General features: G+C 60.1%; 17 protein-coding genes and 1 tRNA gene. 15 read left to right on the top strand and 3 right to left on the bottom strand.

The window, feature by feature from the left end; genetic code table 11:
* Window positions 1–7: 7 nt before the first annotated feature.
* The 4 genes from J5274_RS15615 (at window position 8) to J5274_RS15600 (ending at window position 7,617) form a co-directional block, all read left to right on the top strand.
* Complete coding sequence (locus J5274_RS15615) at window positions 8–2,830, top strand: NACHT domain-containing NTPase (protein ID WP_142823285.1); 2,823 nt, start codon at window positions 8–10, stop codon at window positions 2,828–2,830.
* A 436-nt stretch (window positions 2,831–3,266) separates the two neighbouring features.
* Entirely contained in the window at window positions 3,267–5,321 is a 2,055-nt protein-coding gene (rpoD, locus tag J5274_RS15610) for an RNA polymerase sigma factor RpoD (RefSeq protein WP_142823284.1), read from the top strand.
* A gap of 429 nt (window positions 5,322–5,750) precedes the next feature.
* Complete coding sequence (locus J5274_RS15605; protein ID WP_219274666.1) at window positions 5,751–7,079, top strand: DUF930 domain-containing protein; 1,329 nt, start codon at window positions 5,751–5,753, stop codon at window positions 7,077–7,079.
* A gap of 22 nt (window positions 7,080–7,101) precedes the next feature.
* Complete coding sequence (locus J5274_RS15600) at window positions 7,102–7,617, top strand: GNAT family N-acetyltransferase (RefSeq protein ID WP_219274665.1); 516 nt, start codon at window positions 7,102–7,104, stop codon at window positions 7,615–7,617.
* Window positions 7,618–7,653: 36 nt separating this feature from the next.
* Here J5274_RS15600 and J5274_RS15595 read toward each other — a convergent pair whose 3' ends face one another.
* Complete coding sequence (locus tag J5274_RS15595; RefSeq protein WP_219274664.1) at window positions 7,654–9,498, bottom strand: methyl-accepting chemotaxis protein; 1,845 nt, start codon at window positions 9,496–9,498, stop codon at window positions 7,654–7,656.
* 298 nt (window positions 9,499–9,796) lie between these two features.
* Between J5274_RS15595 and J5274_RS15590 the strand changes: the two genes are divergently transcribed.
* The 3 genes from J5274_RS15590 to J5274_RS15580 all read left to right on the top strand — a co-directional run bounded on the left by J5274_RS15590 (window position 9,797) and on the right by J5274_RS15580 (window position 12,072).
* Window positions 9,797–10,144, top strand: a complete 348-nt coding sequence (locus J5274_RS15590; protein WP_142823280.1) for a helix-turn-helix transcriptional regulator — start codon at window positions 9,797–9,799, stop codon at window positions 10,142–10,144.
* 169 nt (window positions 10,145–10,313) lie between these two features.
* Complete coding sequence (locus J5274_RS15585; RefSeq protein WP_142823279.1) at window positions 10,314–11,540, top strand: MFS transporter; 1,227 nt, start codon at window positions 10,314–10,316, stop codon at window positions 11,538–11,540.
* Window positions 11,533–12,072 (top strand): GNAT family N-acetyltransferase, encoded by a 540-nt coding sequence (locus tag J5274_RS15580; protein ID WP_142823278.1) that lies wholly within the window; start codon window positions 11,533–11,535, stop codon window positions 12,070–12,072. Before J5274_RS15585 ends, J5274_RS15580 begins: the two co-directional genes overlap by 8 nt.
* 22 nt (window positions 12,073–12,094) lie before the next feature.
* Here J5274_RS15580 and J5274_RS15575 read toward each other — a convergent pair whose 3' ends face one another.
* A complete protein-coding gene (locus J5274_RS15575) occupies window positions 12,095–12,865 on the bottom strand; it encodes a pyrroline-5-carboxylate reductase (protein WP_142823277.1) in 771 nt (256 codons plus the stop codon).
* A gap of 212 nt (window positions 12,866–13,077) precedes the next feature.
* Here J5274_RS15575 and J5274_RS15570 point away from each other — a divergent pair, with 212 nt between their 5' ends.
* The 7 genes from J5274_RS15570 to J5274_RS15540 all read left to right on the top strand — a co-directional run bounded on the left by J5274_RS15570 (window position 13,078) and on the right by J5274_RS15540 (window position 18,630).
* Complete coding sequence (locus tag J5274_RS15570) at window positions 13,078–14,178, top strand: branched-chain amino acid aminotransferase (protein ID WP_219274663.1); 1,101 nt, start codon at window positions 13,078–13,080, stop codon at window positions 14,176–14,178.
* A gap of 273 nt (window positions 14,179–14,451) precedes the next feature.
* A complete protein-coding gene (gene ftsZ, locus J5274_RS15565) occupies window positions 14,452–15,477 on the top strand; it encodes a cell division protein FtsZ (protein WP_142823275.1) in 1,026 nt (341 codons plus the stop codon).
* A 195-nt stretch (window positions 15,478–15,672) separates the two neighbouring features.
* Window positions 15,673–16,263, top strand: a complete 591-nt coding sequence (locus J5274_RS15560) for a PadR family transcriptional regulator (RefSeq protein WP_142823274.1) — start codon at window positions 15,673–15,675, stop codon at window positions 16,261–16,263.
* Between the two features lie 25 nt (window positions 16,264–16,288).
* Entirely contained in the window at window positions 16,289–17,101 is an 813-nt protein-coding gene (locus J5274_RS15555) for a siderophore-interacting protein (protein ID WP_142823273.1), read from the top strand.
* Between the two features lie 147 nt (window positions 17,102–17,248).
* Window positions 17,249–17,671: a secondary thiamine-phosphate synthase enzyme YjbQ gene (locus J5274_RS15550; protein ID WP_142823272.1), complete on the top strand. Its 423-nt coding sequence runs from the start codon at window positions 17,249–17,251 to the stop codon at window positions 17,669–17,671.
* A 125-nt stretch (window positions 17,672–17,796) separates the two neighbouring features.
* The gene (locus J5274_RS15545; RefSeq protein ID WP_142823271.1) at window positions 17,797–18,099 is read left to right on the top strand and encodes a hypothetical protein; all 303 of its coding nucleotides are present in this window, start codon (window positions 17,797–17,799) and stop codon (window positions 18,097–18,099) included.
* A gap of 180 nt (window positions 18,100–18,279) precedes the next feature.
* Complete coding sequence (locus J5274_RS15540) at window positions 18,280–18,630, top strand: hypothetical protein (protein ID WP_142823270.1); 351 nt, start codon at window positions 18,280–18,282, stop codon at window positions 18,628–18,630.
* 87 nt (window positions 18,631–18,717) lie between these two features.
* Here the strand turns inward: J5274_RS15540 and J5274_RS15535 are convergent, their stop codons facing one another.
* Window positions 18,718–19,461 carry an SIMPL domain-containing protein gene (locus tag J5274_RS15535; RefSeq protein ID WP_142823269.1) on the bottom strand — a complete coding sequence of 248 codons (744 nt, stop codon included), beginning with the start codon at window positions 19,459–19,461 and terminating at the stop codon, window positions 18,718–18,720.
* 149 nt (window positions 19,462–19,610) lie between these two features.
* Between J5274_RS15535 and J5274_RS15530 the strand changes: the two genes are divergently transcribed.
* Window positions 19,611–19,686 (top strand) — tRNA-Ile (locus J5274_RS15530).
* Window positions 19,687–19,710 lie beyond the last annotated feature (24 nt).

Here is a 19,710-nt window from a genome sequence, read left to right as displayed (position 1 = left end):
TCTGTCTATGAACGACTTCTGGAGTTCGGTTGGAGCTATCATTTTTGATCCGGATGACACCGAGGCCGTTGTCGAATCTCGGCTAGTAACTCCATTGTTGCATGCGCTGGGGTACGACAAAGATGATGACATAGTTCCAAAAAAAAGTGTCGAATTTCATCAGGGGCAAGTAAAAAAGGGGCGGCCGTTTGAAGCGGATTTCGTCGTATATTGCGGTCCAATAAAAGACGAAAATACCTCCCTTGCTGTCATTGAGGCGAAGCGCCCAAGTAAAGATATAAAGGGTGCTTTTCAGCAGGTAGAATCTTACGCTCGAGTGCTTCGAACACCCTTCATTATTATTACAAACGGCCTCAAGTTTGAAATATGGCAGCAGCAATTGTCCGCTGAAAACAGTCTGGTGTTTACATGCAGCGTAACTGAACTGGCCTTACGGCGCGGTGATGTTGAGGCATTGATATCGCGTCAGGCCGCTATATCACATTGTCAGGGACTGTGGGGAAAGGATTTTGCCACCGCTGCGGGTGAAATGGCGGCTTACATTGCGGCAGAGATCGATAGGACAAATCCTCCGAAGCGATTTGTTCAACGGTCATTAGCTAGGGGACAGGATCTGCCGACAATTTCAAGCGCCGAGTTGCAAGCAGAATTTCCTAAGGGCGCTTTAATAACCGGACCATCCGGATTCGGCAAAACTCAGCTATGTGAGCATCTTTTTCATGTTGCCGTCGGATCTTATTCTAAATCTGCCAGTAATAAAATTCCAGTTGAAGTTCCCTTAGTAGAGTTGGTGGCAGAAGGGATCTCTATTTTCAAATATGCCCATGAGCGGATCAATGCGCATTGTCCACATATTACAGATTCTAAATGGCGGGATGTCTGTAGGCAGGATGGCGCGATAATATTCTGCGATGGGTTAGAGAGAGTCCAGAGTTCACGTAGAGCACACATTGCCGCAGAAATTTCTGCCATTCGACGCGACTTTCCGAAAGTTGTCCTATTCGTCTTTTCACGTCCATCCGCTACGGCTGATGTCTACCTCCCCGCGGTCAGACTTAAGGAGCTGGACTACGAACAAAGACAAGAGTTCCAGAAGGGCATAATTTCAGGAATAGCTCACAATATATCGTGGGATTTGCCGAAGGCGCTCAATGCTCGGTTGGGGCACCCTTTATTCCTCAGGTTAATCTGTGAACACTACAGCAAATTTGGAAGTCGCCCAGAAACACTAACAAAGCTCTTTGATGACTGGCTGACAAAGTTTTTGGGATGGTCGGATGGGTCGCCTGCAATACGTGTGCGGCGTGAAGCAGCCCTGCTTTTGCTTGCGCAGCAGAGCCTTGTCGAGCCACTTTCAAACATAGCCGCCTTTGGTATGTTAATAAAAGCTGGTTTCGATGAGGAGATTTTTAATGCGTTGGTGCAATCTGATGCGCTTAACATTTCGCAGAGCAATGTCGAGCTTGTACATGAGGCGCTGGCGGATTTTTTAAGGGCGAAGCATCTTGCATCGCTCTCGCTAGAAGAATTTAGGACCTCTACCGAGCGGACTACCTTTCGAAACGATTCATTGTTAGCAACGTTGCTGATGGGCCAAATACCCAATCCCCACTACCAACGTGCGCTGTGGGAACGTCTCAGCCAGTCTGGCATATGCGAATATCTTGGAGCTTTCAAATTTCGAGCCGACGCGTCTTCCATGCTATTCCAGCTTCCGGAGATGGAGGCTCAACAAAATGTGTTGCAAGACATTCTTGATGGCTTCGAGGGGACAAGTTTAGCCTATTTTCCAGAGTTATGGGATGAAATTTGTCTTGAGGAAGTAGGGGTTAACAATTGTGGATTAGGTATAGAAGGAATGTTGGACACCCGTTTGTCGAGCGTCTCATACTCGTTCCAAATGCGTTCAGTAAATGATGCTCGGGTCTCATTGGGTCAGACTGATACCCGTTTTCGTCAACGATATGTAAATATCCTACTTTCAAGATTAAAGCCAGACGATGGCCGCGCGATCGGTGTCGGAGTCTTACGTGAAACCCTCAAGAATATTATTAAAGGGCGAAAGTTAAAGGGTGGAGTTAACCTTTCCCGAGAGCGGTTAGTGTCTCGTATGAGGATATTGGTTGAGCAGGAAAATTTCCCGCGAGACTGCATTGATCTTGTTTCGATCAAGATGGCTCTCGATCCTGCAAGGGAGAGTTTTGTCAGTGTTAGTGATTTCGGGAGTGACAACAGAGATTTCGCTATCAGCGCGCTGTTAGATGACTTGCAAATCTGCCTAGACGCTGGTGACGTCCAAATTGATGTTTGGTGGACAAAATATTCTGGCCAATGCGGCGGAATTGATATTGGAAAAGCGCCCGAAGCACTTATTGAGACATATGAGCGCGCAGAAAAAATATTTGTTGAGATTGTTCAATTCAGTTTTCTCTCTATCCGCGACGAAATGCAGGGATATCTAATTAGGCCAATTCAGTGGTGCCTGAGATTGAATGGTTCAGAAGATGGGGATTGGCAACTGAAGCAGTGGTGGATTCCTGTTGAAAGCTACACTGATCCCAAAGTTGTTGTTCAGCCTGTTTCAGGACCTGACATCGGTAGTAGTCGGCGGGTTGAATTTAATGGGCATTACCAAAATGTTCTGTCACGACTGGATAAGTTGGGTAGGCCGTCTGATGTGACTGTTGAGACAAGGTCTGGACAATTGCCTGCGTTTGATGGCTACGCTCCGACCGGTGGCTTCACAGGTGAAACTCCGGCGCTTACCCTTGCGCATGATTGGATCGCGGCGGAACTAAAAATGCTTTTCTCGGATTTTTCCGCGACGTAAGAACGGTGCCGTTCGATCCGATATGCGCGCGCTTCAAGTTATCTGAATGGTAGGGCCTCACCCCTCCCACCCCCACCCTTGTCTTTCCCCAATCCTCCCCATATCCCACCCATACCGGCCTCCGTGCCAAGTCGGCCCATGTATGTCGGGCTTTTTCCGGGTTTTCCGCATCATTCTTCGCGGAATAGCTTGACGGGAAGGGAAATAGTGGGAATCACCATTTCAGGCAGAGAAGGTCTCGCGCGTCATGGGGCAGAAATGTCCAGCAGTTCGCCAGGTGAACCGTCTGGCCTTGAGCTTTTGGGCGCGCGTGGTTAATTCGGAATTAAAGATCATTCCGTAGGTGTTCGTGAACAATTGCGGCGGGCGAGTTTTTTGCCCGGGGCTCTCAAGCCCAACCGCAGGCAGGGCAGCGTCAGGGAAAGCGACTATATAGATGGCAACCAAAGTCAAAGAAAACGAAGAAGCTGAAGTCGAACGCGACGGCGCCTCCGACGGCCCGCTTCTCGATCTTTCCGATGACGCGGTCAAGAAGATGATCAAGGCCGCCAAGAAGCGCGGCTACGTGACGATGGACGAGCTCAATGCCGTCCTCCCGTCCGAGGAAGTCACCTCCGAGCAGATCGAAGATACGATGGCCATGCTCTCGGACATGGGCATCAACGTCGTGGAAGACGAGGACGTCGAGGAGCCCGGCACGCCGGCCTCTTCCGACGACGATGACAACAATAACGAGGAAGAGAGCGAAGGCGGCGAGCTTGCGCCTTCGGCTGGCACCGCCTTGGCCACCGCCAAGAAGAAAGAGCCGACCGACCGCACCGACGATCCGGTGCGCATGTACCTGCGCGAAATGGGCTCTGTCGAGCTTCTGTCGCGCGAGGGCGAAATCGCCATTGCCAAGCGCATCGAGGCCGGTCGCGAGACGATGATCGGCGGTCTCTGCGAGAGCCCGCTGACCTTCCAGGCGCTGATCATCTGGCGCGACGAGCTCAACGAGGGCACGACGCTGCTGCGCGAGATCATCGATCTCGAAACCACCTATTCCGGCCCGGAAGCAAAGGCCGCTCCGCAATTCCAGTCGCCTGAGAAGATCGAGGCCGACCGTAAGCTCGCCGAGGAAAAGGAAAAGACCCGCAAGGCACGCTTCGGCGACGACGACATCACCAATGTCGGCGGCGAAGGCCAGCGCGAGGAAGAGGAAGAGGAGGACGACGAGTCCAGCCTTTCGCTTGCCGCGATGGAATTCGAGCTGCGCCCGCAGGTCATGCTGACCCTCGACACCATTGCCGAGACCTACAAGAAGCTGCGCAAGCTGCAGGACCAGCAGGTCGAGCAGCGTCTTGCTGCCGCCGGCGCCCTGTCGTCGGCCCAGGAGCGCCGCTACAAGGAGCTGAAAGACGAGCTCATCAAGTCGGTCAAGTCGCTGTCGCTCAACCAGAACCGCATCGATGCGCTGGTCGAGCAGCTTTATGACATCAACAAGCGTCTCGTGCAGAACGAGGGCAAGCTGCTGCGCCTGTCGGAATCCTACGGCGTCAAGCGCGACAGTTTTCTCGAGCACTATTCCGGTGCCGAGCTCGATCCGAACTGGATGACCTTCATCTCCAACCTGACCGGCCGCGGCTGGAAGCAGTTTGCCGAGAGCGAAGCCAAGACGATCCTCGACATCCGGGGCGATATCCAGAGCCTTGCGACCGAAACCGGCATTTCCATCTCGGAATTCCGCCGCATCGTCCACATGGTGCAGAAGGGTGAGCGCGAGGCGCGCATCGCCAAGAAGGAAATGGTCGAGGCAAATCTGCGTCTCGTCATTTCCATCGCCAAGAAGTACACCAACCGTGGCCTGCAGTTCCTCGACCTTATCCAAGAAGGCAATATCGGCCTGATGAAGGCGGTCGACAAATTCGAGTATCGCCGCGGCTACAAGTTCTCGACTTATGCGACCTGGTGGATCCGCCAGGCGATCACCCGCTCGATCGCCGACCAGGCGCGGACGATCCGCATTCCGGTGCACATGATCGAGACGATCAACAAGATCGTCCGGACATCGCGCCAGATGCTGCACGAGATCGGCCGCGAGCCCACGCCGGAAGAACTGGCCGAAAAGCTCGCCATGCCGCTCGAAAAGGTCCGCAAGGTCCTGAAGATCGCAAAGGAGCCAATCTCGCTCGAAACGCCTGTCGGCGACGAGGAAGACAGCCATCTCGGCGACTTCATCGAGGACAAGAACGCGCTGCTGCCGATTGACGCCGCCATCCAGGCGAACCTTCGCGAAACGACGACCCGGGTGCTGGCCTCGCTCACCCCGCGTGAAGAACGCGTGCTTCGCATGCGCTTCGGTATCGGCATGAACACGGACCACACGCTGGAAGAAGTCGGCCAGCAGTTCTCGGTCACACGCGAACGTATCCGCCAGATCGAAGCCAAGGCGCTGCGCAAGCTCAAGCACCCAAGCCGCAGCCGCAAGCTGCGCTCGTTCCTCGACAGCTGAGGTTTTGCGAGAGGTTACCAACAGAAACCCGGTCAGTTTTCACTGGCCGGGTTTTTTTATGGGGCGGGCTGGGGTGGCCAAGGCTCGACGCGGCTTTCAGGAGAAGATGGTCGAAGGTGAGCAGGGTTGGGGACGCGTCCATGGCAATCGTCAGATGCAGCGCCGGCGGCGCGTATCCCGAGCTCATGTCGGTCACACAGGAGTGCCGCAGCCTCGAAGACCGGCAATCTTGCGGCAATTTCGCGAGCTCTGTCGGTCATGGCTGGACGCGCCGTCCCGCAATCCCCATCTCTGCTCTCTCTGTCTGCTGACGGGATGGTGATCGAGAATCCGGTATCTTCGCAAGTCGGCAGGCGTTAAGGAATTCGTATGATTGGTATTCTGGCATATTTTCCAGGCGGCGACGCGTCGCTTGACCGGCACTGAAGCATGGCGAGCGAACGGCTTGTGCGGTGGCGGAAGACGCTTTGGGTGGTGCTTGCCTCGCTTGTCGTGCATGTGCTGGTCGTAGCTTTGTTCTTCCTGCCGGACGCCGTGAAGATGCCGGAGCCCGCCAAGGAGGATACCGTCAGCGTCGAACTGGTGCCGCCGCCGGAAGAGCCGAAACCGCCGGAGCCAAAGCCTCCGGCTGAAAAGCCGCCCGAGCCTTTGAAAATGCCGGAGCCGGAAAAGCCGCCCGAACCGGCCAAACCAGCCGAACCTGCGAAAGCCGAGCAACCGCCGGCTCCTCCCGAACCGCCGCCACCGCCCCCGCCGCCGCCTCCGGCTGAAAAAGCCGCCAGAGGAAAGCCGGCACCGCCGCCACCACCGCCGCCGCCGCCGCTGCCAGCTGAGAAGGCGCCGGAGGAAAAGCCGCCACCTCCAGAGCAAAAGCCGCCCGAGGAGCCCCCGAAGGCAGAGCCTCCCGCCCGGCAGTCACAGGTCCGCGCGCTCGATGGGGCGTTCCGTTATGGCGACAAGGATGCCGGGCCGAAAAAATCGGAGGACGGCAGCAGCGCCGAGGGCGATACCAAACCGGCGACGCCTGACGAGGCAGCAAAGGCTGATGCGACTAATGTCAAGCCAGATGCCGCAGCGGCGCAAACGCCGGATGACGCGGAAAACCCGGAAACACCCCCTGAGGCGCCTCCTAGCGACCAGCCGCCAGCTGCAAAACCACCGAGCGAGACGCCTCTCGCCGATACGTCGCCGATGGATCCTCCGGCCGGGGCAGGGCCTTTGCCGCCGCAAATCGACCTTCCGCAGGTCGATGTCCCCAACAACTCCGCCGAAAAAAATGGCCCGCCCTCCAACAGCCCCGACAGTGCCAAAGTCGAACTTGCGCCAGCACCGCCCTCCGATCTGCCGAAAGGCAAGCCTGCTCCGCCAAAGCCGGGTGGAAACCCCAAACAGGCAGGTCTCACGAAGGCCAAGACGCTGTTTTCTCGCAGCGAGACGGGCGATGCCATAGCAACCCAGTCGACCAGCGGCATGCCACGGAGTGCGCGATTTACCAGGCTCTGCGCTTCCGAACTAACCTCACAGATTGGTCACGCTCTACAACTTCTTGGAACTCCGGTGGTTTGGACATACAGAGCTATCGCCAGCAATGTCTTGGAGGTTTCCAGTAGTCCCGTGCTAGGGGATGGCAAGGCTTACGATGTGAGTTTTCGGTGTGAAGTCGACGACGACGCAACCCAGGTAGTCAATTTTGCGTTTCGCATAAATGGAATTATACCGCGTAGCCAATGGAAGACACGTCGTGTTCCCGGGGCGTAGTTTTTGGTAAAGAGGCAGGAGCGTGGAACAGGAAATCGAGATTGTCGCGACCTCAGACGAGCATGTCGAAAGCTTCCACGCTGCCCTCGACACGGTTGCCCGGGAGCGAAAATATCTGACGATGCTCGAAGCCTTCTCGCTGGCGGAAACGCGTGCGCATGTACTCGATATGATCGGGCGGAAAAACCCGCACGTGGTGGCGATCGCCGACAACCGCGCAGTGGGATGGTGTGACATCACCCGTCATTTTTTCCCTGCCCACGCCCATCGCGGTAGCCTGGCGATGGGGCTGATCCCGGAATTTCGCGGACGGGGGATCGGCAGGAGATTGATCGAGGCGGCTCTGGAGCAAGCCCGAGAGCGGGATTTTCTCCGCGTCGAGCTCTCCGTCCATGCGGACAATGTCGCCGCCATCGCGCTCTACGAGAAGGTCGGTTTCGCAACCGAGGGGGTTCTCAGGCGAGCCGTCCGCATCGACGGCCGCTTCATCGATACAATCAGCATGGCCATCATGCTTGATACGTCAGTCCGTGCTTAACCCTGTCAGCACGGTCTGCTGCCAGAGGCCTAAGTCTCACGCCGCGCGGGCCATCCGTGGCGTCGCCTGCGTTACGTCGTCCGTACGGAATTGCTGGACGATGGTCAGCAGGGCGTCGGCCTCGTCGGCCAGTTCGTTGCTGGCAGCTGTCGTGTCGGCGACCATGGCGGCGTTCTTCTGGGTCATCTGGTCCATGGCATTGACGGAGCTGTTCACCTCCTGCAGGGCCGAGGCCTGGTCCTGGGCGGCGGTGGCGATGGTATCGATGTGCTTGCTGATCTCGACAATCTGCGTGCTGATGCTGGTCAGCACCTGGCCGGCCTCGCGCACCAGCGCCGATCCGGTCTTGACCTCGGCGGTCGACTGGTCGATCAGCCCCTTTATCTGCTTTGCCGCGTCGGCCGAGCGCTGTGCAAGTTCGCGTACCTCGTGGGCGACGACGGCAAATCCCTTGCCTGCATCTCCGGCCCGTGCAGCCTCGATGCCGGCATTGAGGGCCAGAAGGTTGGTCTGGAAGGCGATGCTGTCGATCACCTCGATGATCTGCTCGATTTGCCGCGCGCCGCTTTCAATGCGGCCCATTGCCTCGATGGCATTGTTGACGACAGATTCAGAACTGCTGGCGGTCTGGCGCGTCTTGCCGACAACCTGCTGAACATCGCGGGCTCGGTCAGCCGAAGAGCGCACGGTGACGGTGATTTCCTCGACAGCGGCGGCTGTCTCCTCCAGCGATGCTGCCTGATCTTCGGTCCGCTTGGCAAGGTCGAGTGCGGACTGACGCATGTCTGAGCCGCTGCCCTGGATCGAGAGTGTATTTTCGCGGATCTGCACCATCGTCTGCTTCAGGCGCACCAGCGAGCCGTTGAAGTCGATGCGCAACTGCTCCAGCCGCCCGGCGAACGGTGTGTCGATGTCATGCGACAGGTCGCCCTGTGCAAGCCGGGCGAGGCCGCCGGCGAGCTGTTCGACAGCAAAATCGATCTGGCTGTCGAGACTGCGCTTGTCGCTTTCGTTGCGAGCCCGCTCTTCCTCGACGGATGCGCGCTGCCTGGCGTTTTCGCCTTCCATCAATTGCTTTGCACGGGCGTTGTCGCGAAACCCTTCCAGTGCCCGGGCGATGTCGCCGAATTCATTGCGGCGGGACAGGTAAGGTATGGCGGCGTCCAGCGTGCCGGAGGAAATCGCCTGTACTGAGCCTCTGAGGACCGTCAGCGGGCGAATCAAACGCCCCGTTGTTACATAGGCGAGCAGTCCGATGGCGATCATGGCGGCAGCGCCGACAATCAAAATCAGCGTTCTCAGCGCATCGATCTGGTCCGAATAGACCTGCATCGGGATGCCGGTAAACAGAACCCCGGTCGTCGCGCCGGCGGTTGAGCGGATGGGGAAATAGCCGGTTATATACGGCTTTCCGAACAGAACGGCCTCGCCGTAGTAGGGCTTGCCGGCGGCAAGCATCGGTCGGGCTGGATGGTCGGCGGCTAGTTTGGTACCGACGGCTCGCTCGCCGTTTTCCTTCTTCACATTGGTCGAAATGCGCAGGTAGTCGCCGTCCTGGACCTGGAAGATGGTAGCGACGCCACCGATCGACGTGGCCACCTTGTCGACGAGATCATGATCTGAAACCTGTTGGGCGCCATCATGCACGATGCCGCGAAGTTCGCCGTCGCGTATATCGACTGTCGTGCCGGCGAGTTTCACGCTGTAGATGACCGCCATCGCGCGGCTTGCATCCCTGACATCGTCAGCCGCCGTCGTCAGGACGCGCTCCCGCAACTGGTAGTACGTTGCTCCAGCGACAGCCGAAATTCCGAGAAAAATCAGCCCTATTGTGACAAAAACAATCTGTGAGACAATGGTTGAAGGAAGCAATCGGTTCATCAGCGCAACTCCTGCGGGCTTTTTCGGCAATATTGGCAAATGTGATTAAGGAAGCGAAAACGCCGGCAATTTAATCTTGAGGTTGCACGCTCGAAGCCCCGATGGTGGGCGGCCTGGCGGTGAGTTCAATCGGATGTTGCGTCCGGTTATTTGCTATGCGCCGACGACATTGCGCGCAATTTCCTGAAACTTTGCGTCCGCTGCCTGCGTATCAACCCGGTCGGCACGATGCAGTTTCCTTAGCCGGCATTCACATCGGTCGTACGAGTACGGCGTCGTTTATGATCGCGGAGCCTTGATGCCTTCAGATGAACCCTTGAGAGACAGTGCTTTTTTCGAGCACGGCGCGGCATTGCTGGCGGCACTTGCAGATCGCGACCGGCTGCTGATCCTGAGGATCTTGCTGAAGCGTGAATTGCCGCTCAACGCGCTGGCGCTAATAACGGGTATCGGCAGCGGGGCATGTTCCAAGCATCTCGGTGCGCTTCGTGGTGCGGGACTGGTGGTCTGTACCAGGCGGGTTGATACGGATTATTTTTCGTGCCGCTCGGATCAGGTGAAGAAAGTGCTCGAAACGCTCGACGACATCCTGCCCGGCTCTTCTCTCGAGCGTCCGCCGGAACGCGGCGGTTCGGGCGCGCCTTGAGAGGCTGTCGACAGCTGCGCTCCACGACGTCGCCGTCGTGTCTTTCGGAGAGACGCCGGATTTCGTGAATTGACAAATCGGTGTTTCGAGCGGAGCAGGAGAAGTAAGTCTCCCATGGCAGTCTCCGCGTCGACCTGTATCAGGCGGCCGGTGTTCCCGAGGACATCCGATGGACAGCGATCAACCTGCCGGGGGTAGCGTGCTGCGCAACCCCGCCTATCTCTCCTTTGTTGCCTCCAGGGTCTGTTCGCAACTTTCCTTCCAGGCGGTGACCGTCGCACTCGGCTGGATGATCTACGACCAGACCCACAGTGCCTATGCCCTTGGCCTCGTCGGCTTCTGCCAGTTCCTGCCGATGGTCATCCTCACCTTCGTCGTCGGCCATGTCGCGGACCGCTTCGACCGACGTCGCATCGGCCTTGCCTGCCAGATCGTCGAGGCGGTCACGGCGGTGGTACTTGCCATCGCCGTGTGGCGCGACTGGCTCGGGCCCGCCGGGATCCTAGCCGCCGTTGCTGTGCTCGGGGCCGTGCAGGCCTTCGAGCGGCCGACGATGGCAGCGCTTTTGCCGAATATCGTGCCCGCGCCGCTGTTGCAGAAAGCCATCGCCACCTCGACATCGATGATGCAGACGGCGCTGATCATCGGCCCGTCGGTCGGCGGACTGCTCTACGGCCTCGATGCGGTGGCGCCTTTCGTCATGGCGTCGGTGCTGTTTGCCGTCGCCAGCTTCAACGTCATCTCCATCCGCATGGCGCGCCGGGTGCCGGTGGCGCGTGCGCCGGTCACCCTAAGCTCGGTGTTTGCCGGCGTCGCCTTCATCCGCAGCCGGCCGATCATGCTCGGCACTATCTCGCTGGACCTGTTTGCGGTGCTGCTCGGCGGAGCAACGGCGCTGCTGCCGATCTTCGCCCATGACATCCTCAAGGCCGGTCCCTGGGGGCTTGGCCTCCTCCGGGCGGCACCGGCCGTTGGCGCGCTTGCCATGTCGATCGTGCTGGCGCGCCGGCCGATGCAAAGCGGGGTCGGCAAGACGATGCTGCTCGCCGTCGCCATTTTCGGACTTGCCACCATCGTCTTCTCGCTGTCGAGCAACATCGCGCTTTCCGTGTTGGCGCTGCTGGTGGTCGGTGCGTCGGATACCGTCAGCGTCGTCGTACGCAGTTCGCTTGTCCAGCTGCTGACGCCGGATTCGATGCGCGGCAGGGTCAATGCGGTGAATTCGCTGTTCATAGGTACGTCGAACCAGCTCGGTGAATTCGAATCGGGTATGCTGGCCGGGGCCCTCGGGCCGGTGGCGACAGGCGTCATCGGCGGTATTGGAACAATCGTGGTGGTGCTGGCGTGGATGAGGTTGTTCCCGGCGCTCGCCAAGGTGGAGACTTTGAATGGCTGAGGCAGTAACCCTCGAGGCGTTTTCGCCGCGGCATTTCGAGGCACTGATTGGCTGGTTTGGTACCGAGGTCGAATTGATCCAGTGGGCGGGTCCGACGCTGGCGTTTCCGCTCGATATCACCCAGTGCGAGGCGATGCTGGCCGAGACGCAAGGGGAAGCGCCCGAGCGGCTGATCTGGACGGCGCGGGCGCTGGATGGCCGCATCGTCGGCCACGTGCAACTGGCGCTGGATCGCCGAAATGGTGTGGGCCGCCCGGCGCGCGTCGCCATAGCGCCTGAAGAACGCGGTCGTGGTTTTGGCCTGTCCATGCTTTCGGCAGTCGTTACACATGCCTTTGCCATCGAGGGCATGGAGCGGCTGGAACTGAACGTCTACACTTTCAACAGCGCCGCGATCCGCACCTATGAAAAGCTCGGTTTCGTGCATGAAGGCGTGCGTCGCTCCTGCGCCCGTGTCGGCGATGAAAGATGGGATATGGCGATGATGGGGCTTTTGAAGTCCGAATACCGCGCGATATCCAGCCAGCGCTGAACGGGATGGCTTCTCCCGATGTCTACTTGCCCCTGATGCGGGCGAGGACGTCGTCGAGCGCTTCGGTCAGCGCCTTCGCACCGCCCGCGGCTGTAAAATCGGAAAAGACCTGCTCGTTGAGGCCGCCCTTGGTCGAGAATTCACCGCGCAGCACGTCGAAATCCGGTGCTTGCGGCCGGGCGGCGGTATCGGCGAGGCTGGCAAACAGCGGCGCAAGGTAGCTCTTCGCCTGGTCGTAAGGCATCCCCTGCGCTTCCAGCCAGCGGCTGCCGATCTCGAGAATGCCGAAGAAGGTTCCCATCAGGGAGCTGGCTGAGCCGAGAAGCTGGTATTCCTCCTCGGTCCTTGCTTCGACGGTCGATCCCAGCGCGTTGAAAAAGGCGGCGACGTCTTCGTCCGGCGGAAAGATGGCTGTCACGCCCTGCCGCTCGGCGACGAAGGGCAGAGGGATCGCCCGGGTCAGCCGCAGGTCTGTTCCGATCCAGTCGGAAAGGGCGGTCCCGTCAGTCGCAGCGATCAGGCTGACGACGTGCTGGTCGGCGCGGAATGTCAATGCCCGCACCACAGTCTCGGCGATCTGCGGCCGGATGGCGAGAAACACCATGTCGGCGCCATCGACGACGGCCTGGTTGTCTTTGGCGATGTGGACGAGGGGCGAGGCGGCAGAGAGCCTGGCTGCGACGTCGGCGTTGCGCGGCGACACGAGGATAGATGCGATGGCGAGATCTGCACCGAGCGCGCCGGTGACGATCGCTTCGGTAATTGCGCCGGTCCCGATAAATCCCAATCGCATGCACGTCTCCCTTGCCCTTTTCGTCATCTATCGCCGGTTCTTCTCTGAGGGCAATGTTGCAGGAGCGCGATTGGTGCTCTGCCCACGCGGATAACGCGATTTCACGACGTTTTTGGCCAAGGCAGCACTGCCCATTTGCGGAATTCCCCGTTATTGTCCCGTGAATCATTGGCGGGCGGCAGGGTCGATCGCTGCGTTACAAGGTGGATGGAATGGACACGACTTCAAAGATTGCCGAAATCAAGATCGATTTTCACCCGTCGCCGGTCTCCGACGCCGACCGTGCGCTGGCGCTGGCGACACCGGGTTTCGGCAAGGTGTTCACCGACCATATGGTGCTTGCCCGCTGGACCACAGAGAAGGGCTGGCACGACGCCAAGGTGACCGCCCGCCAGCCGTTGTCGATCGATCCGGCCAGCGCCGTGCTGCATTATGCGCAGGAAATCTTCGAGGGGATGAAGGCCTACAAGACTGCCGATGGCCGTATCCTGCTGTTTCGCCCGGAAGAAAATGCACGACGCTTCTCCGACAGCGCCATCCGCATGGCAATGCCGCCGGTGCCGGAGGACCTGTTCATCAAGGCGGTCGAAACGCTGGTGCGGGTCGACAAGGCGTGGATCCCGTCGGGCGACGCGAGCCTCTATCTTCGCCCCTTCATGTTCGCCAATGAAGCCTTTCTCGGCGTCCGTCCGGCGCATGACTATATCTTCTGCATTATCGCCTCGCCGGTCGGATCCTATTTCAAGGGCGGCAGCAAGGCTGTGTCGGTCTGGGTCGAAAAGCATTATACGCGCGCTGCCAATGGCGGCACCGGCGCTGCCAAGTGCGGCGGCAACTATGCGGCCAGCCTCGTTGCGCAATCCGAGGCAGCCAAGCAGGGCTGCGACCAGGTGGTGTTTCTCGATGCCGCCGAGCATCGCTGGATCGAGGAACTCGGCGGCATGAACGTGTTCTTCGTCATGAAGGACGGCAGCATGGTGACCCCGCCGCTCGGCGGCACGATCCTGCCCGGCATCACCCGCAAATCGGTGATCGCGCTGGCTGAGGCCAAGGGTCTGCGCGTCGAGGAGAAGCGCTACTCGTTCGAGGAGTTCCAGGCAGATGCGGCGAGCGGAAAGCTCCGCGAAGCCTTTGCCTGTGGCACTGCGGCTGTGCTTGCCGGTATCGGCCTGATCAAGCATTCGGACGGCCAGTTCACCATCGGCGATGGCGAAACCGGGCCGCTGACGGCGGAATTGCGCACTGCGCTGGTCGGCATGCAGCAGGGTGCCACCAACGACCCGCATGGCTGGACGCACGCCGTCGAGGTCTGACCCTCTAGCCTGGCCGGCGCGAAAAGGCCGGCCCGTGCTGCCTGTCCGACCGGACATGGTCCGCGCCGGCAGGCGGCAACCGCTCTGGCGCGATGCTTTCGGCGGCTTTAAAAATCCTGCACGGCTTTCACCTGTTTTTGCATATATGCCTGCTCTTAGCCTTTTTAACCCGCTACATTGGGCCAATTGATTCGGAGCGGTCGTCGCGGGCGACCATTCCGACGCGCACCAGGATAGCAAAGCCCACCGCGCCGTGGGCACGGGAGACGACACATGGCCATCATCACAAAGCCCGACATTGCCGAGATGCGGCCTAAAATCACCGTCATCGGCGTCGGCGGCGGCGGCGGTAACGCGATCAACAACATGATAGCGGAAGGCCTGAGCGGCGCTGAATTCGTCGTGGCAAACACCGACGCGCAGGCCTTGACCATGTCGAAGGCAACCCGCCTCATCCAACTCGGTGCGCAGGTCACAGAAGGTCTCGGCGCCGGTTCGCTGCCGGAAATCGGCCGCGCGGCTGCGGAAGAATCGATCGACGAGATCATGGACCACCTGCAGGGCACGCACATGTGCTTCGTCACCGCCGGCATGGGCGGTGGCACCGGCACGGGAGCAGCTCCGGTGATCGCCGCTGCAGCACGTGCTGCCGGTATCCTGACCGTTGCGGTCGTAACGAAGCCCTTCACCTTCGAAGGCAAGCGCCGGATGGAAGCTGCCGAAGAGGGGATCGAGCGGCTACGCGAGGCGGCCGATACCGTCATCGTCATTCCCAACCAGAACCTCTTTCGCATTGCCGATGCCAAGACCACCTTCGCCGATGCCTTCGTCATCGCCGACCGCGTGCTCTATTCCGGCGTTGGCTGCATCACCGACCTGATCGTCAAGGAAGGCCTGATCAACCTCGATTTCGCCGACGTAAAATCCGTCATGCAGGGCATGGGCCGGGCTATGATGGGTACTGGCGAGGCCTCAGGCGAGGGCCGTGCAATGAAGGCGGCCGAAGCGGCAATTGCCAATCCGCTGCTCGACGACGTATCGCTGAAGGGCGCCAAGGGCGTGCTGGTGTCGATCTCCGGCGGCATGGACATGACATTGTTCGAAGTCGACGAAGCCGCTACCCGCATTCGCGATGAAGTCTACGAAGATGCCGATATCGTCGTCGGCGCGATTTTCGACCGCAATCTCGATGGCGCATTCCGTGTCTCCGTGGTTGCCACCGGCCTCGACCGCAGCCAGACCAACAGCGAAATGGCAGCCAGTGCCGTCGCCGAGGCACAGCGACCCACGCTTCAATAGTCCAAGCTTTTTACCTGACAAGCGCCGGCCAATGCGGTTCACCCAGGATCGCGTCGGCCGGCGCAACTGTATCCGGGAGGCGGATTTCGTTCTTCTTTCGCATCGGACCGCTGGATCGATCTTCGCTTGCGAATAGCTCCGTGCCGATATATCTTAAGATATGTTTTCTGTTGTATCTTACGTAAGGAAATTGTGATGCGCGATCATCATGGACGAGACGGGCGTGGCAGGGGCGGGCATGGCCGTTTCGAGGGCGGGTTTGCCGCCAGCGGCGCCTTTCGGGCCGGCCGCAAGCTCAGCTCGGGCGATCTGCAGCTGCTGATTTTGGCGCTGCTGGCCCGACAGCCTGCCCATGGATACGAGCTGATCAAGACGATCGAGGATATTTCCGGCGGCTTCTATACACCGAGCCCTGGGATGATCTACCCGGCGCTCACCTATCTCGACGAGATCGGTCATGCGGTTTGCGAGGCCGAGGGTAACAAGAAGCTGTTTCGCATCACCGAGACCGGTCTTTCCGCGCTGTCGGCGGACAGGGCCGGCGCCGACCGCATTCTCGACGATCTCGCCCATATCGGTTCCAAGATGGATGCGGTGCGCGACGTGATGGAGGGGCGCGGTCCACAAGCGGGGCAGGACCCGGAGGCTCATGGCCACGAGGCGCTTGAAGTGGCGCGGCTGGCGATCAAGACGGCGCTGTTCCACAAGCGCGGCTGTTCCACCGACGAGGCGAGCCGGCTGGCAGACATCCTCCGCCGCGCCGTCGCCGAAATCAATCGCGGCTAGAGGCCGCCTCCACCAAGGAGATTTCATGACAGAAAAACACGCCATCGGCCGGGTTCGGCACGAACTGCGTCGCCGGCTTCTGACCGTCACGGCAACCGAACGCCTGACGCCCAACATGCTGCGCATCACGCTGGGAGGCGAGGATCTCGCCGGCTTCGTCAGCGCCGGATACGACGACCATGTCAAACTTTGCTTTCCCAAACCCGGCGAGGAGCTACCGGTATGGCCGGCCATCGGACCGGATGCGACGCCACTGGCAGAGGGCGTCGTCGCGTCTCCGGTGCGTGACTTCACGCCGCGTCGATACGATGCCGACAGGCAGGAACTGACGATCGATTTTGCCGTGCACGAGGCCGGTCCGGCCAGCGACTGGGCCGTCAACGCGGTGCCGGGAAGCCGGCTGGGGGTCGGCGGTCCGCGCGGTTCCTTCCTCGTCACCGACGATTTCGACTGGTACCTTCTGGTCGGCGACGAGACGGCGCTGCCAGCCATCGGCCGACGGCTGGAGGAACTGCGCACTGGCGTGCGCGCCATCGTTATCGCCGCCGTGACGGGCCCAGCCGAAGAGCAGGCCTTTAGCAGTAGCGCGGACCTCGACATCAGATGGCTTCACCGACCGCTGTCGGCTGCAAGCGACACAGCCGCGTGGCTCGCCGCGCTTTCCGACCTGACCCTGCCTGATGGCGACGGCTATGTGTGGATTGCCGGCGAGACGGATGTCGCCAAGGCCTTGCGCAAGGTGCTGGTGGAGCAACGCGGCGTGCCGCGCGGCTGGATAAAGTCGGCCGGCTACTGGCGCCATGGCAGCGCGGGCTTTCACGAAAGCCACAGCGACTGAACGGGGCGGGTACGCCAAGGCACATGCCGGGGTTTGCCGGCCTGAAAAGAACGCCGGCTGGTCGATAGCCGGCCGGCGGTCTCGCTGCCCTTGACTTTGTCGCCGCCGCGACCGACCTCACGGGAAACCGTGCGCGAAGGAGTTTTCATGCCGCAGACCGTTCTCAAGCTGTCGACCCATGGCCAGGGGCTGTACGAATTCACGGATGCGGCGGCGGCGTTCGTGCGCCGCAGCGGTGCGGAGGAAGGGTTGCTCACCGTCTTCGTGCGCCATACCTCGGCCTCGCTGATCATCCAGGAAAACGCCGACGACGACGTCAGGACCGATCTCGATGCCTTCTTCCGGCGGCTGGTGCCACCGTCCTCCGATCCGTCCATGCGCTGGGTGATCCACACTGCCGAGGGCGCCGACGACATGCCGGCCCATATCAAGGCGGCGCTGACGCAGACGTCCATCGGCATTCCCGTCAACAACGGTCGCCTGCTGCTCGGCACCTGGCAGGGGATCTACCTTTTCGAACACAGGGATCGGCCGCACCAGCGCGAGGTAATACTGCATCTCGGCGCATAAGTTCCGGAGAGAACGCTGAATATGAAGTGAACGGGCCGTTGGCTTGTCGTTCAAGCTCGCTCCTCTAGGTTTCACCGCATGCCCGATCCGTCGGGCAATGAAATTGAGGAAACGGAGTGAATGCGATGAACCTGTTTGCGAAACTCGGAACCGCCGGCCTGATTGCGTTGAGCGCAGTGTCGGTCATGGTGCCCTCGGTCTCTGCTGCCGGTCTTTCGTCTCCGGTGGAGAAGGTCCGTTACGAACATCGTGGTCGCGACATCTGCTCGCCGCTGATGGCCGTGCGCAAGGCACGGGCCGCCGGCATAAGGCGCGCCGAGATTGCCAAGATCACGCCGCGCCGCGTCGTGGTCGTCGGCCGCAGCCACCATGGCATGGAACGGATGGTGTTTGCCAACCAGTCCGATTGCCCGGTGCTGCGCCGATAGGGGGGCAGGCTTTCCGCACCGCTTAGCGATATTTGATCTGGCGTCTCGCGGGACTTGCTTTTAACTGGAAGATGCCTTTGGCTGATTCTGAACCGTTTTCGGTTCCAGCCGTTGCACCAGCGCCGATTGCGCGGGAGGCGCGGTGGGCGCTGATCGTATTTACACTCCATGGAGGATGACATGAAACTTATTCTGGCCAAAGCCGCCCTGACGGCGGCGCTGATTGCCGGTGCCTTTTCCGGCACGGTGACCTCGGCCTCTGCACAGAACCTCGATATCTACGTCGGTCCCGGACATCACCGTCCGCCACCGCCGGATTATTACGGCCGTCCGCCGATGCCGCCACCCGGCTTCCGTGGTCGCGGCTGCGATCCGCGCCAGGCAGAAGGTATCGCCCGCGATTACGGCCTGCGCCGCGCCCGCGTCGTCGATGTCACGCCGCGCCGTGTCGTCGTCAACGGTTTCAGCCGCCGTGGTCCTGATACCATCATGTTTGCCAACGTCCGCGGCTGCCCGATGATGGGCCGCTGAGGTCTGTGAACATCGAACGAAAAAGCCGCCCCGGGTCTTCGAACCCGGGGCGGCTTTCGTTTGAGGCGTTGCCGTGAGCGCTGCGGCCTATGGCTCGAGCGCATAGGTCACGTTGACAGTGACGTTATAGCTGTTCTCACCGCCGGCGACAGGCACGGCCGTGTCCGAAGCCCCTTTGAGCATAAGCGGACGCATCATCGGCTGCGGTGCTGCGCGCACGGCATTTTCCGTGATCTCGATGACGCGGCCGACCTTGACGCCGGCGGCTTCGGCGAGCGTCTTTGCCTTGGCGGCGGCATTGGCCATGGCATCCTTGCGAGCCGCCTCGATTGCCGCATCCGGCTTGTCGTTGACGAACTGGATGTCGCCGCCCTGGTTGATGCCGAGGCCGACCGCCTGGTCGATGAGGCCGCCGAGCTTGCCGAGGTCGCGCACGCGCACGGTCAGGCCGTTCGTCACCTGGTAGCCGACCAGTTCCGGCTGTTGCTGCTGGCCGTCCTTTGCAGGTGGATAATTATACTGCGGCTGGATGGCAAAGCCGGAGGTCTGCAGGTCGCGCTCGGCGATGCCGGCATTCTTCAGGGTCGCCAGAACCGCGCCCATCGCCTTGTTATCCTGATCGAGTGCATCCTGGGCAGTCTTTGATTGCTTGACGACCGACAGCGTGACGACCGCCATGTCGGGCGCGACAGCCGCCTGGCCTTCGCCGGAAACGCTGATCAGCGCCTGGCGCGGCTCGCCCGCTGCAAAGGCCGTCGCGCTGGTGAGCGTCAGCAGGGCAAGGCCGGCAAAGGCGCTGCAGGCAAGTCTGGCTGGCTGGGGCAGGGTCATCGGTTTCCTCCGTTGTTCTTCTGGAATACCCTTGTGTCGATTGATTGTGTAGCCAATGCGGCAATCCCTTGTCGTGACACAAGTTTTGGGCTAGAGGCAAGACATACCGGAGGACCATTGCTCCGATATATTGCGCAGAGCGCAAGGTAGGGCCTGTAGCTCAATGGTTAGAGCCGGCGGCTCATAACCGCTTGGTTGGGAGTTCGAGTCTCTCCGGGCCCACCACATTTTTCTATGTCCTGACGAAAC

Source organism: Rhizobium sp. L51/94 (genome assembly GCF_019355555.1).
Classification (GTDB): Bacteria; Pseudomonadota; Alphaproteobacteria; order Rhizobiales; family Rhizobiaceae; genus Rhizobium; species Rhizobium rhododendri.
The sequence above is the reverse complement of the archived record's forward strand: the minus strand, read 5'-3'. Positions and strand labels throughout refer to the sequence as shown.

Coding starts and splice junctions, on each gene's coding strand:
- J5274_RS15590 (WP_142823280.1), top strand. CDS start 9,797: ATGCCTTCAGATGAACCCTTGAGAGACAGTGCTTTTTTCGAGCACGGC.
- J5274_RS15580 (WP_142823278.1), top strand. CDS start 11,533: ATGGCTGAGGCAGTAACCCTCGAGGCGTTTTCGCCGCGGCATTTCGAG.
- J5274_RS15575 (WP_142823277.1), bottom strand. CDS start 12,865: ATGCGATTGGGATTTATCGGGACCGGCGCAATTACCGAAGCGATCGTC.
- J5274_RS15535 (WP_142823269.1), bottom strand. CDS start 19,461: ATGACCCTGCCCCAGCCAGCCAGACTTGCCTGCAGCGCCTTTGCCGGC.
- J5274_RS15595 (WP_219274664.1), bottom strand. CDS start 9,498: ATGAACCGATTGCTTCCTTCAACCATTGTCTCACAGATTGTTTTTGTC.
- J5274_RS15570 (WP_219274663.1), top strand. CDS start 13,078: ATGGACACGACTTCAAAGATTGCCGAAATCAAGATCGATTTTCACCCG.
- J5274_RS15585 (WP_142823279.1), top strand. CDS start 10,314: ATGGACAGCGATCAACCTGCCGGGGGTAGCGTGCTGCGCAACCCCGCC.
- ftsZ (WP_142823275.1), top strand. CDS start 14,452: ATGGCCATCATCACAAAGCCCGACATTGCCGAGATGCGGCCTAAAATC.
- J5274_RS15540 (WP_142823270.1), top strand. CDS start 18,280: ATGAAACTTATTCTGGCCAAAGCCGCCCTGACGGCGGCGCTGATTGCC.
- rpoD (WP_142823284.1), top strand. CDS start 3,267: ATGGCAACCAAAGTCAAAGAAAACGAAGAAGCTGAAGTCGAACGCGAC.
- J5274_RS15615 (WP_142823285.1), top strand. CDS start 8: ATGAACGACTTCTGGAGTTCGGTTGGAGCTATCATTTTTGATCCGGAT.
- J5274_RS15555 (WP_142823273.1), top strand. CDS start 16,289: ATGACAGAAAAACACGCCATCGGCCGGGTTCGGCACGAACTGCGTCGC.
- J5274_RS15550 (WP_142823272.1), top strand. CDS start 17,249: ATGCCGCAGACCGTTCTCAAGCTGTCGACCCATGGCCAGGGGCTGTAC.
- J5274_RS15560 (WP_142823274.1), top strand. CDS start 15,673: ATGCGCGATCATCATGGACGAGACGGGCGTGGCAGGGGCGGGCATGGC.
- J5274_RS15545 (WP_142823271.1), top strand. CDS start 17,797: ATGAACCTGTTTGCGAAACTCGGAACCGCCGGCCTGATTGCGTTGAGC.
- J5274_RS15605 (WP_219274666.1), top strand. CDS start 5,751: ATGGCGAGCGAACGGCTTGTGCGGTGGCGGAAGACGCTTTGGGTGGTG.